The organism is uncultured Tessaracoccus sp. (genome assembly GCF_947286155.1).
Lineage (GTDB): Bacteria > Actinomycetota > Actinomycetes > Propionibacteriales > Propionibacteriaceae > Arachnia.
Genome location: NZ_CAMYPD010000005.1, coordinates 51,233 through 63,626, shown reverse-complemented (window position 1 = coordinate 63,626; position 12,394 = coordinate 51,233). Strand labels below are relative to the sequence as shown.

The window sequence follows — 12,394 nt, the reverse complement described above, 5'->3', positions numbered from 1 at the left end:
CTGGAGTTTGTTTGTCTAGTCGTTTGAGGCCGAGAAGGAAAGGAACCACCCATGGCATTACCTGTGGCTGCATGGCGGCTGGCCTACACGAGTGGCAAATGGCTGGCCTTGTCGGGGCCAACATCGTTGGTCATCATGCCGGCCCCGCCCGCCGAGATGTCAGAGTTCGCGACGAACCTGTGGCGCGGCACGCTCGAGACGCGCACCCCTGATGCGCTGTTCGAGTTCGTGCATGAGGTAGGCATCGGATCGCTGGCAGACTTCGCTGCATTCTTCTGGGACAAGGCGGGCCTGCACGGCCTGTTCCGTGGCGCGGCGCAACTGCTCAACGTCGACGGCGAACTCGTCGCCGAAGGCAAAGACGCGGTGACGTGGCACGAGGAATTGCTCGACCAAGACCAGACCTACACCATCCAGCTCGCACCCATCGAAGGAAACCAGGTGCGCCTCCCGCTCGTCGTCGGCGCGGCATTGGTGTCTTCGGTCACACTCACGACGGCGAAAAACCAGCTCATTCGGCTCCCCGACGCGGAGTCCATGGGCGTCCTCGAGAAGATCCCCGTGCTGGGCGTGCGACGACGCAAGCGCCCCATCGAGAAGCCTGCACCCGCGGCACCTGCCCCTGAGGCGACACCGAGCCCCGCGGTACCCACCCCGGCGGTGGCCGAGCCTGCAAGTAGCACGGTGGACACCACGTCGCTGGACGCCGACACGCAAGTGCCCCCACAGCCGCCCTCCCCGCAACCAGCTGCCGCTCCGTCCATTGCCGCAGCGGCCGCGGGTGTGCCGTCGCAGGAGCTCGACGCAGAGCCCGAGCAACCCGCAGAGCCCAGCGAGCCGGACCCAGACGATCAGCCGTGGCAGCAGCCGGTTGTCTCCCTGATCGGGGACAGCTCGGCTGAACCGGCGCCGCCTACGAGCTCCGAACAACTCGAGGAGTCCGAGCTTTCCGAGCAGCCGCAGCATTCGCGTGCGCAGGAGCAGTTCGACGAGCCCGCGTCGCCCCCTCCGTTGTCGCGGCCTTCCGCCCCGCCGCCGATGAGCGCCCCGTCGGCACCTCAGTCGCAGGTGTCACCGCCTGGCAGCCGCCAAGCGCCCGTGGTGGTATCCGGCAACTTTGGTGAGGTCGACGACGAGCCCGGCACGGTGTTCTCTACCGACCTCGCTGCGACGCACAAGCCACCCATCGCGCAGCCCACCCCCGACCCGCAGGTGATGGCCGTGCCGTGCAGGAACGGGCACGCGAACCCTCGCGGGGCGTCGAGCTGTCGTCTGTGCTCGGAGCCCGTCGACCCCTCCAACCCACGCTTGATCCGCCGTCCGGTGCTTGCTGCCGTGATTTCTAACCAGGGCGACGGCGCTGACCTGGTGAGTGGCGTCGTGGTGGGGCGTTCCCCCGACGGTGCGCGCGGGCCCCGTGGCTCGTACCTCATGCGCGTCAGCAGCAGCGGCAACGACATTTCGCGCAACCACATCCTGATTACGCCCAACGAGTGGAACATCGTCCTCACTGACCTTCACTCCACCAACGGCACCCTCGTGCGCCCCCCAGGGGAGCCAGAGTTCGAGCTTCGCGACGGGCGCAGCGTCACCGTCGAGATTGGAACGGAGCTGCTGCTCGATGACCAGGTGCGGCTGAAGATCGTTCCGCCGAGGAGCGATTAATGGCTCACTTCACCAAGCCAACTTCGCGGGGGCTGCGCCTGCTCGCCCGTTTCTTCCGGCGCTTCTGGCAGTGGCTCGTCGTCGGGGTGCTCGCCATCGCCCTCGGCGTGGCCGCCTACGCGAGCCCAGGCCTCGACCGTGCTGACATGCACCTCGACGAAGGCACCGTCTTCGCCATCAACCGCAACCGCGCGATGGTGGGCATGGTCAACACGCAGATCGAGGCGCTCGAATCGGCCACCACCGTGGCAGACCGCAAATCGTCGGTGCTGCAAAGCGACGATCTTGTGCTCGTTCGCGGCGAGGACTCCAACACGCTGACGCGCTACAACCAGAGCCGCAACCGTCTCGAATCGCCCATGGTGTTGCCGACGGGCGCTGACGTGCAGCTGACGGGTAGCCGGCTCCTCGTGACGAGCCCCCAGAACGGGCGCGTCTGGTTTGGTGAAGCTGAAGATGTGCTCGCCATGGACCCGGATAAGGACAAGGCGCAGTTCGAGGTGGGTGTCAACGGGGTCGCGACGCTCACCGCGACGGGTGCGCTCATCGGCCTCGACGTGAACACTTCGTCGCTCGTGCGTGAGGTGAACGGGAAACGCGAAAGCACCCAGCTGCCGTTCACGCTTGATCCTGACCGCGTCGGTGCCGTCGAGTTGAGCGCAGTGGGTAACCACGCCGTCGTGCTGGATCGGGTCGGCGCGCGCATCTGGGTGGAGGGCACCACGCAGGTGTTCGACGTCTCGGGCGCGGCGAACGCGAAACTGCTGCCTCCGGTGGAGCAGATCATGGGCGGCAAGGAGGACGTGCGCGCCGTGTACGCAACGGAGGCCGGCCTCATTGGTGTGACCCCCGACGGGGTCCGCTCGCTGTCCGGCGAGGTGACGGGCACACCCGTGGAACCGGTGCAGGTGGGAAGCTGCCTCTACGGCGCGTTTGGCACCACGTTTGTGAAGCGCTGCGGTGACGCCGACACCTTCACCCGCGACATTCCCGGTTACAACGCTCCGGCGGGTGCGATGCTGTCGCTGCAGGTGAACCGTCGCACGGTTGCTCTGAACGAGGGACAAAGCGGCGTGGTGTGGCTCGTCGATCAGAACATGGCGCGCATCGACAACTGGGAAGAGTTCGTCACCAAGGAATCCGACGAGCCCCCGCCGCCCGACGCGCCCACCACCGATGACAAGGCGGATCGCAACGAGGACAACAATCCTCCGTCCGCCCAGGACGACGAGCTCACCGCGCGCAACGGGCGCGCCACCACCCTCGACGTGCTCGACAACGACTCCGACCCCGACGGGGACGTGCTCACCATCCAGGCGCCCGACGAGATCGACGGGGCATCGCTGCAGACGGTACGCGGCGGTACCGGGTTGCAGATCACGATCCCGCCAGAGAACACGAAGAAGAGCTTCTCGTTCAGCTACACCGTCTCCGACGGTTTCCTCACCGACACCGCCAATGTCACTGTGAACGTCGCTGATGCTGATCCGAAGAAGGACAACAAGCCGCCGTACCTGTTCGAGCTCGCCAAGCCGATGACGATCCAGAAGGGCTCGAAGTTCACTAAGCGCATCCTGACCGACTGGCGCGACCCGGAGGGCGACCCACTCATCCTGGAAGACGCATCGATGCCGCCCGGCTCGGAAGACCTCGTCACCTTCAACCCCGACGGCACCATCAACTACCAAGACATCGGCAAAACCGACGGTAAGAAGAAGATCAACCTCACCATCTCCGACGGCACCGACACCACCGAAGGTGAGCTGGAGGTCAACGTCGTCGACGAGCCGGTAAAACCCGTCGCCTACGCCGATTTCGCGATGGTGCAAGTCGACCAAACCGTCGAGGTGCGGCCGCTCGAGAACGACATCGGCGAGAACCTGATTCTGCAGGAGGTGGCCGTCGAGGACTGCAGCACCTGCAAGGTCACCCCCGACTACGCCGATCAGAGCTTCACGTTCTCCGCGCCGCAACCGGGCACCTACTACGTCACCTACAACGTCGCGTCGACGGAATTCGACACCGGCGTGGTGCGCATCGACGTCGTGCCGCCCGGCAGCGACAATCCGCCGGTGGCGGCACTCGACGTCGCGTTGCTGCCGCCGGAAGGCAGCGTCTTCATCGATCCGCTCGCCAACGACACCGACGCCGACGGCGACGTGCTCGTCATCCAGTCGTTCACTCCCGACCCGTCGCTCAACGTGAAACTGGAACGCCGGCATTTGATGACGATCGAAGCCAAATCGGCGCCCGCGGGACCCGTCACGATTGAGTATGTGGTCTCCGATGGCAGGCACATCGCGCACGGCAGCATCGTCGTGATTCCGACGAAGACGACGGGCTCCGTGCAGCCCATTGCCGTCGACGACGACATCAACGTGCGCGCAGGCAGCATCGCCTCCGCCCCGGTGCTCGTCAACGATTCGTCGCCGATTGGGCTGGACCTGAAACTCAACCGCATTCTGGAGTCGCCACTCGGCGACAACACATGGATCGACGGCGACAAGCTGCGGGTACGCGTCCCCGAGGGTTCGCAGCGCCAGCAGGTGGCCGTCGCCTACGAGGTCATCGACGAGGAAGGGAACACTGCCTCGGCGGTGCTCAACGTCACCGCAGTGAGCGAGGATTCCCCGAACCAGCCGCCGGCGCCGAGGGAGGTCGTCGACAGGGTGCTCGCGGGCAGTCAGACGCGCATACCGATTCGGCTCGACGGCATCGACCCCAACGGTGACGCGGTGACGCTGCTGGGGCTGGGTGCTGGGCCGTCGCTGGGACGTGTGGTTGAGGTGGGCGAGAGCTACCTCACCTACGAGGCATTCCCGAAGAGCCAGGGTACCGACACCTTCCGCTACGAGGTGGCTGACGCGCACGGTGAGGTCGCTAGTGGCCAGATCCGCGTCGGTGTAGCTCCTCCTGGCAAGGTGAACCAGCCCCCGGTTGCCGTACATGACTCGATTACGGTTCGCCCGGGCCGCCCGATCCAGGTGCCAGCGCTCGCCAATGACTACGATTTCGAGGGCGACAGCATCGGGTTCTCCGACAAGAACGCGGTGAAGATGGAAGACGCGTCCCTCTCCGCCGAGATCGTGAATGATCGTGAAATCTCGGTGGCCCCCATCACGAAACCGGGGAAGTATCGCGGCACATACCGGATCACCGACAGCCGTCAGCAGGAGGGCATCGGCAGCTTCACGGTTGTGGTCGACGAGGACGCGCCCTTGCTGCCTCCGGTGGCGCGTGACGACCTCGTTCCGTTCCTCGACGTGGTCAACAAGCCCGTGATTGAGGTTGACGTGACAGCCAACGATTTCGATCCCGATGGGCTACAGAACGACTTGAAGGTTTCGGTGCCCGACGCGTCGGAGGACGATCCTGACAGCCCCCAGGCGGTGAGCACCACAGAGATCGCGGTGCCCGTCGGGGAACGTATGAAGCAGGTGCGGTACGCGCTGACGGACAAGGACAAGCAGACGTCGTACGCGCTGCTCACGGTGCCCGGTACGCAGGACGTGCGCCCCGTGGTGCGCGACAGCAAGGCCCGTCAGATCACTGCCACCGCGGGCCAGCCAGTGCACCTGAGTTTCGACGACCTCATCCAGGGCACCGAAGGCCGTCCGGTGAAGCTCACGAGCGCCGACACCATCACCGCGACGAATGGCAGCGCGGTGCCCGCCACCGGTGGTGTCGACTACACGCCAAGCCTCGACTACCGCGGTCCTGCTGCCGTCGTATTCGAAGTCACCGACGTCGTGCCCGAGGGTGACACGACGGCGAAGCGTGCCTACGTGACCATCAACGTTGAAGTGCTCGCGAACGAACAGAACAAGGGCGGCGACGAGGACGATCCGCTGACACAGCTGCCCCCGGAGAAGGTAGCCGACGGTGTGCTGCAGGTGGCACCTGGTGAGGGAGAATTCCGGCTCTCCGCCATGCCGCTGTTCCGCGACCCCCGAGGCTTGGATTTCAGCTTCAGCGACTGGAAGGACACGGGCGGCGATGCGCCCATCGAGTGGCGCACCGAGTCCAGCAATTCCGTCATCGTCGCGACGGCGCCGATCACCGCGAAGGCCGGCACCCGTAGAACCCTGAGCGGTGTGGTGACGAACGCGGTGGGCGCGTCGGCGGACTTCGAAGTGGTGCTCGAGATGGTGTCGTCCAGGCAGCCCCTGACTGTCGCGGAAACCGACGTGGTGGAAGACGCTGCGGGTGGTGTTCCCACGTCGATTCCTGTGACTGCGAACGACACTTCGCACATCACCAGTGACCCGAGCCTCACCGTGACGGGAGCGTCGATCACTTCTGGCTCGGGCAAGATCGAGTTCAACGAACAGTCCGTCACAATCACACCGGCGGAGGATTTCGTCGGAACCCTCACCGCCCGCTACTCCGTGCAAGACGCGACGAAGGACCCGGGGCGCGTCGTTGACGGCAGTATCCGGTTGAACGTGAAGAATAAGCCTTCACCGCCGTCGGCGCCCTTCGGCGGGGTGCCAGGCGATGGACAGATCCGTTTCGAGTACCGCTCCGGTGGTGACAACGGATTCCCGATCGAGAAGCGCGAAGTGATCGCGTCTGCGCCAGGCCAATCGCCTGTCACGCAAGCGTGTCCGGGCACGACGTGCACCATCACGGGGCTGCGCAACAATGTGCCGTGGACGCTGAGCGTCGTCGAGTACAACAAGCTCGGCCCATCTGAACCGTCCCCGCAGTCGGCTGCCTATATTCCCGACGTGAAACCGCTCGCACCCGGCCGCCCGGCCGTGGAGAGCAGGGACCAGGCTTTGATGGTGCGGTGGTTGGAAGCCGAGTTTGCGAACGAGGAGAACAAGGGAAGCCCGGTTACCACCTACACCGTCAACTTGTACGACTCGTCCGGGAAGCGCATCGGCAGCAAGAATCTCGAAGGCTCAGCCCGGCAATTTGAGTGGACAGGCCTCACCAACGGCTCAACCTATTCGTTCGGAATTGTGGCCACCAACAATGCTGGATCCTCGCCGGAATCCGAACACACGGTGCCGGAGTTTCCCGTCGGCCCGCCGAAGGGGAACGCAAACATTACCGCCGTCCCGGAACCGACCGAAAATGGCGGACGTTTTTCTGTGAAAGTTTCGCGAGAAACGCTCGAGGCCAACGGTGATCCGAAGATGCACCTGGAGCTCGTCCCGGTTACGGGCGGGCAAGAACGACAGGGTAAGGTCTTTGCCTTCCCGCCCGATGAAAGCAAAGAGCATAGGTTTGACGGATTCGGGCACAGCGAAGTGAAGTTCCGTCTGTACGCTCAGAATCGTCACTCGCGAAGACTCGTCGCCGAAACCAAGCAAGCGCTCATTTCGTGGAGCGCCCCCAAGCTCATTGTCGAAAGGCCCGCGAAGTTCCCCCGATACGGAAACCCCAAGTATCCCAATAAGCTTGGGTTCCGGCTCATCACTCCCAAGATGCCAACTCCTGAGGAGCGGCAGAAGGCCAGGGCGCGTCTGCAATACCGCATCGAGGGTGGCAACTGGATTGATCTCGAACACACCTCAGACGCGTACACCACGCAGGAACTCGTTCCGGGACGAGAGTACTCCGGCGAGGTGCGGATGATTCTCACGCAGGGCGTAGGCGATCAGGTGATCGCGGATACGCACCACGTGGCGGGTATGGTGCCGGTGAGCAAGAGGCCGAAACCTATTCCGCTTAGGGGCCCCTGGGCCTTCGACAAAGAAAGCGTGATCATCCCGCGGGCAGAGCCATCCCTGGAAGACACAGGCGGGTGGGCCCCGGGGGGCTACCATGTCGACTCCGGGATAGGCCCGAAGGTCGAGCAGTGGGTAAACGGCGACATACTGCTGAAGAGTGGCAGCTCAGCCTTCACGCTAGGATGGAGAGGTGTCAAACCTGGTGATGAGAAGCCATCGACTATTCCTCAGGTGCAACGCGAGTCATACGACATTAAGAATGTCTCCACGGTGGAATACCGAGCTGCGACGAAGAAGCTAACTGTCTCCATTCGTTACGTCTCGGAGAGCAGTGAATGCAGAGTTCTCGGCGAAGACGGGAACCTACTGGACACCATCACCGCTGCCAATGGCCGCATTTACAAATCGGAGATGTACCTGAAGCCAGGTTCGACCGATGTTGATCCCAAACCACACGAGAAGTTCAAGGTCAACTGCACCATCAATGGCAATAGCAGCCGCTGGACCTGGAATAACGTCGAGAGGAAACAGTGAATCCAGAACAAGCACGATGGTTCAGCGAGAACTTCGCGAACATCGTCGGCAACATTGAGCGCGTCATCATGGGCAAGAGTGAGGCCATCCGCCTCGCGATCACGTGCATGTTGGCGGAGGGGCACTTGCTGCTCGAGGACTACCCCGGCACCGGCAAGACGAGCCTCGCCCGCGCCATCGCGCAGTCCGTGCAGGGCACACACAGCCGCATCCAGTTCACCCCCGACCTGCTGCCCTCCGACGTCACCGGCGTGACGATCTACGACCAGAAATCGGGCGAGTTCGAGTTCCATCAGGGCCCGGTCTTCGCGTCGATCGTGCTGGCCGACGAGATCAACCGCGCCTCGCCGAAAACCCAGTCGGCGCTGCTCGAGGTGATGGAAGAATCGCGAGTCACCGTCGACGGGCAGTCGTACTCCGTCGGTAACCCGTTCATGGTGATCGCCACCCAAAACCCCATCGAGCAGGCCGGCACATACCGTCTCCCTGAGGCGCAGCTCGACCGCTTCCTGATGAAGACCACGCTCGGCTACCCAGACCACGACGCCACCATGCGCATCCTTGCCTCCGGCGGCTCGCGGCCACGCTCGACGGCGCTGCCGTCGGTGGTGACGGGCCAGCAGGTGGCCGAAATGGCGCAGATGACGGGGGCGGTGCACATCGAGGCGAGCGTGATGGACTACATCGTGCGTCTCGTCGAGGCCACCCGCGCTGCCGAGGATGTGCGCCTCGGGGCGTCCGTTCGCGGCGCACTGGCGCTGGTGCGGGCATCGCGGGTGTGGGCGGCGTCGGTAGGGCGGCACTTCGTCACCCCCGACGATGTCAAGATCCTCGCGGTGCCGTGCCTGGCCCATCGCATGATTCTCGACCCTGAGGCTGAGTTCAACGGCGTCACGGCCGTCGACGTGATGGCGGGCGTGATTGGCTCCGTGCCGCCTCCGACGGAGCGCGCCCGCGACTGATGACTACCACCGCCCGCTGGGAGATCCCCGAAGCGGTCGATCCGCCAACCGGTGAGGCCGTTCGCTCGCTGTACAAACGCGTCAGCGAGCGCATCGGCATGCGCAACGCAGGGTGGATCGCACTGCTGCTGGGCGTCATAGTGCTCGTCGTGGGGCTCGTCGCAAGGTGGACGGAGTTTGTGCTGGTCGGCATCGTCGCGATCGTGCTGGTGGGCATCGCGCTGCTGTTCACCATCGGCAAGCCGCGGCTGCGCGTCACGATGCAGCTCTCGGACCGCTCGGTCGTGGTGGGGGAGCGGGCTTTCGGGCGGATTCTCGTGCAAACCCAGCCCGGCAAGCGTCACCTCGGTTCCCGCCTCGACCTTCCGCTCGGGAAAGAGATGGCCAGTTTCTGGATGCCGCTCATGCCAGGGGGCAGCACGCGCGAATTTCGGTTTCGGATTCCGACGCACCGGCGTGGACGCATCGTCGTCGGCCCTGCCAACTCGGTGCAAGGCGACCCCTTTGGCCTGGCCGGGCGGGAGACGCACTGGACGGGTCAGGAAGAGGTGTACGTGCACCCCAAGACGGTGCGCCTGCCTGGGCGGCAGATGGGTTTCGTGCACGACCTCGAGGGCCACGCGAGCCCGAACCTCAGCGCATCCGACATGAACTTCCACGCGCTGCGCCCCTACGTGGCCGGCGACGACCGTCGCCACGTGCACTGGAAATCTTCTGCGCGCGCCGGCGAACTGATGGTGCGCCAGTTTGAGGAGTCGCGCATGTCGAAGGTGCTCGTCGCGCTGGATACGGGCCACCAGTCGTACATCGACGATGACGAGTTCGAGACGGCGGTCTCGGCGGCAGCGTCGATCGCGATGCAAGCCTTGCTGGGAGATTCGCAGCTGGTGATGGCCACGTCGAAGGAAGAACTCGCGGCGGTAGCGCCGACGGTGGCCCTCGACGAACTCGCGCTCGTGGAGCAGACCGCGCGTGGCGGCGTCGCAGATCTCGCCTACTCTCACTCGCGCGCCAACTATGGGGCGTCGATCGTGATCCTCATCTCAGGATCGACGACAACCCTCACCGACCTGCGTGTGGCGAGCGCGCGGTTCGACGTCGACACCCGCTACATCGGCATCCGGGTCTCCACGGGCGACGAGCCCCGCAACCGCAAGGTGGGCAACGTCACCCTGAACCAGATCGGTAGCCTCGAGCACCTTCCTCGCGTGATGAGGAGGTCGATGGACTGATGTCGGTTCCCTCAACGCGAGCTACCAGGAGCTTGTGGCGGCTCGCCGGGTCGCCGCGTGCGTGGCTCGCCATTGACGCCGGGGTGCTCCTGCTGCTCGCGGCGCTGGTCGTGCTCGCGTTCTGGCCGGTGTACGGCACGCCGCTACTGTTCGTCACCGTGCTCGGCTTCACCGCGCTCGGCATGGTGATTGCCTTCGTCGGCGCTCTGCGCCAACTGCGCGTCGGCACGACGGTGCTCCTCGCCGTGGCCGGTTGGTTCCTGTTCGGCAGCGCGTTGGTGATGCCGTCGGCCGCGATCGGGTACGTGGTGCCCACCGGGCGCACGCTGTTCGGGCTGCTCACCGGCCCCGTGACGGCCTGGCGCGACATGTTGACGCTCGACCCACCGATCGGCGAGACCTGGAACCTGCTCGCGGTGCCGGGCATCGTCGGATATCTGGTGGGCCTGGTCGGGTGTTCGTTGAGCGTCCGCACGCGCTACCCGGGGGCAGCGTGGGTGCCGGCAGCGGTGGGATACACCGTCGGTGCGGTGCTCGGTGCGCGGGTGGCCGTGATGCCGCTGTGGGTGGGGCTCGCGTTCTTCATCGTGGTGCTGTTGTGGACGACGTACCGGCGCGGCACACTGCGCGACCGGCTGTCTGAGTCGCAGGGCACCTTCCGGCCCATGCGCCTGCTCATGGGCGTGGCGGTGCTGGCGGTGGCGGGCCTCGTCGGGATGCTCGCAGCGCCCGCACTCGCCGGCGACGCGCACCGCGCCACGCTGCGCAGCGGCGTCGAGATTCCTATCAACCTCGCCGACCAGCGCTCCCCGCTGCAGGGGTTCCGAGCCAACATCACCAAACACCGTAGTGAGACGCTGTTTGAGGTGGCTGGTGCGCGGCCGGGAGACATCGTGCGCATCGCCACACTCGACACGTACGACGGCGTCGCGTTCCGCGTCGCCACCCTCGACGACGAGGCCGTCGACGAGACGACCTTCCGCCGCGTCGGGCAGTGGATCGATGACACTACTGAAGGCGATCAACTCGAGCTCACCGTGCGCGTGCACAACTACGACGACGTGTGGGTGCCGACGCTGGGGCGCTCCACCGCCGTGCACTTCGACGGGGAACGCGCGATCGAGCTGGGCGAATCATTCTTCTACAACCACCGCTCCGGCACCGGCGTCGCGCTCGCTGGCCTGCACGACGGTGACACGTACACGCTTGGAGCGATCGCCCCGCAGCGCCCCTCCGATGCACACATCGCCGACGCCGAGGCCGGCCAGGTGAAGCAAGCGAAGATCAGCGGCGTACCGGAGAGCCTGCGCATGCTGGCTCGGCAATGGACGGAAGGGCGGCAGACGGCGGGAGCGCAAGCGCTCGCGTTGGAGAAGCAGCTCAAGCTTGGATTCTTCTCGCACGGCCAAGAAGATGAGGTGGAGTCGCGGCCTGGGCATTCACAGGCGCGGCTGCTGGAGCTGCTCGGCGATCAGCAGCGCATGATCGGCGACCACGAACAATACGCCACCACCATGGCGCTCATGGCGCGCGAGCTCGGCATCCCGTCGCGGGTGATCTACGGCTACGAGGTGGAGAACTCGTCGCAAATTACTGGCGATCAGGTGGGCGCGTGGCCAGAGCTGAACCTGCACGGCCTGGGTTGGGTGCGCTTCGACCCGACGCCGCCCAAGGACCGGACGGCTGACGAGGAGGTTCCCCAGGAGCCGCCGAAGCCGCGGCCCTACGTGGTGAATCCGCCCCCGCCGCCGCAGAAGCCCGACGTGCCACCGCAGGAGGAACAGCTCCCGACAGACCCGGGCGACATCCCCGAGGAGGAGCGGACGATCGACTGGGGGCGCGTCGGTGCCATCGCACTGATCGCCGGCATCCCGCTGCTCACCATCGTTGTGCCCATCGCGCTCATCATCGGGTTGAAACTGCGACGGCGCGCTCGTCGCAAGAATGACCCCGACGTCGCCAACCGTGTCGCCGGTGCCTGGCTGGAACTCGTCGATAAGGCGCGCGACTTGGGGCATTCGCCGTCGCTGTCCGCGACGCGTTCTGAGCAGGCCATGCAGCTCACTGAGACGTTCAGCAAGATTCCAGAGCAGGCGGACGCCATTTCGCTTGCGAAGGAAGCGGACTGGCTGGTGTTCGCGCCCGGCGCGCCGAGTGAGCAAGTGGCCCAGGAGTACTGGCAGGAGTCCAAGTCGGTGAATCGTGGAATGCGGCGCTCGGTACCCTGGCCGAGATGGATACTGTCCAGACTTTCCACGAAGTCGTTCAGGAGAATGAAGTAGTGGAAACTGCTGTATACCCATATTCTGAGGTTGTGAGG

Annotated in this window: 5 protein-coding genes; all 5 read left to right on the top strand. The window is 65.0% G+C overall.

The window, feature by feature from the left end; translation table 11 throughout:
* The first annotated feature begins 51 nt into the window (after nt 1–51).
* Genes Q0X68_RS02430 through Q0X68_RS02410 form a run of 5 tightly spaced genes read left to right on the top strand, consistent with a single transcriptional unit; the run spans nt 52 to nt 12,356 of the window.
* Complete coding sequence (locus tag Q0X68_RS02430; RefSeq protein ID WP_297747036.1) at nt 52–1,665, top strand: FHA domain-containing protein; 1,614 nt, start codon at nt 52–54, stop codon at nt 1,663–1,665.
* Nucleotides 1,665–7,880 (top strand): Ig-like domain-containing protein, encoded by a 6,216-nt coding sequence (locus Q0X68_RS02425; RefSeq protein ID WP_297747033.1) that lies wholly within the window; start codon nt 1,665–1,667, stop codon nt 7,878–7,880. The genes Q0X68_RS02430 and Q0X68_RS02425 overlap by 1 nt, the downstream gene beginning before the upstream one ends.
* Nucleotides 7,877–8,842, top strand: a complete 966-nt coding sequence (locus tag Q0X68_RS02420; protein WP_297747030.1) for a MoxR family ATPase — start codon at nt 7,877–7,879, stop codon at nt 8,840–8,842. The genes Q0X68_RS02425 and Q0X68_RS02420 overlap by 4 nt, the downstream gene beginning before the upstream one ends.
* Entirely contained in the window at nt 8,842–10,074 is a 1,233-nt protein-coding gene (locus Q0X68_RS02415; protein WP_297747027.1) for a DUF58 domain-containing protein, read from the top strand. Before Q0X68_RS02420 ends, Q0X68_RS02415 begins: the two co-directional genes overlap by 1 nt.
* Nucleotides 10,074–12,356, top strand: coding sequence for a transglutaminase domain-containing protein (locus Q0X68_RS02410; RefSeq protein WP_297747024.1), 2,283 nt, complete (start codon nt 10,074–10,076; stop codon nt 12,354–12,356). Before Q0X68_RS02415 ends, Q0X68_RS02410 begins: the two co-directional genes overlap by 1 nt.
* Nucleotides 12,357–12,394: the final 38 nt, after the last annotated feature.